The organism is Phenylobacterium sp., from assembly GCF_030693805.1.
In the GTDB taxonomy this organism is placed as follows: domain Bacteria; phylum Pseudomonadota; class Alphaproteobacteria; order Caulobacterales; family Caulobacteraceae; genus Phenylobacterium.
Genome location: NZ_JAUXZW010000269.1, coordinates 1 through 1,043, shown reverse-complemented (window position 1 = coordinate 1,043; position 1,043 = coordinate 1). Strand labels below are relative to the sequence as shown.

Sequence of the window (1,043 nt, the reverse complement as noted above, 5' to 3'; positions counted from 1 at the left end):
GGTGTGCCCGCCGGTGCCTGCCACGACAGGACCGCGCGCAGCAACAGGCTCAGGCCGGCCAGGGCCACAAAACCGGCACACACGCCGTAGAGCACCCGCCAGCGCCCCTCGGCGCGCTTGAGCAGCAGCACCGCCGTGGCCAGCAGCACCACCGTCACCACCGGGTCGAGCACGCCGTAGCGCATGCGGGCGGCGTTGGCGTAGGCGATGGACGTCACCATCACCAGCAGCATCACCGGCGCCCACCAGCCCCAGCGGCCGCGCGCTTGTGGCATGCGTTTGAAACGCAGCAGGCCCTCGATGTGCAGCAGAGCCGCGCCCACCAACAGCGTGTTGTTGATGGGCGAGGTGAGCGCACCCAGGCTGGGCCGCAGGATCACCGCCACAAAGCCCATGCCGCTGAGCACCGCCGCCACCGTCCACACGCCCGGGCCCGGCACATCGCGGTTGATGTGCCACAGCGCGAGCATCACCAGAATCGCCACGCCGTTGACGATCGCGACGATCAGGCTCAGTGTGGGGTAGTGGAGCTCGTACATGCTGTGTGCAGATGGGACACTTATCCTAGTCGCGTGGGGGCGTTTGGTCGATAGTCCGGCCCGACCTGCTACAAACAGCGCATGACCGACCCGCGTCCTTTCAAGATTCCCCAAGCGGTGCTGGTGGTCATCCACACGCCCGATCTGCAGGTGCTGCTGATCGAGCGGGCCGACGCGCCGGGCTTCTGGCAATCGGTGACCGGCGCCAAGGACTTTGCCGACGAGGCCTGGGCCCACACCGCTGCGCGCGAGGTGACCGAGGAAACCGGCATAGCTGCGCGGGCGCCCGGCCACCACCTGCGCGACTGGGGCTTGGAGAATGTGTACGAGATCTACCCGCAGTGGCGCCACCGCTACGCGCCGGGCGTGACACACAACACCGAGCGCCTGTTCGGCCTGTGTGTGCCCGCGCCGCTGCCGGTGCGGCTGAGCCCGCGCGAGCACACGGCCCAGGGCTGGTGGCCGTGGGAGCAGGCTGCAGAGCGCTGCTTTTCGCCGTCCAAC

The 1,043-nt window shown here is 68.8% G+C and carries 2 protein-coding genes; one reads left to right on the top strand and one right to left on the bottom strand.

Annotated features, from left to right (window positions below; translation table 11 throughout):
- A partial coding sequence (locus tag Q8M88_RS10335) for a hypothetical protein (protein ID WP_305597074.1) occupies window positions 1-539 on the bottom strand: 539 nt, incomplete at its 3' end.
- Between the two features lie 81 nt (window positions 540-620).
- Between Q8M88_RS10335 and nudB the strand changes: the two genes are divergently transcribed.
- Window positions 621-1,043, top strand: a 423-nt coding sequence (nudB, locus tag Q8M88_RS10330) for a dihydroneopterin triphosphate diphosphatase (RefSeq protein WP_305597072.1), incomplete at its 3' end; no start/stop codon positions are given.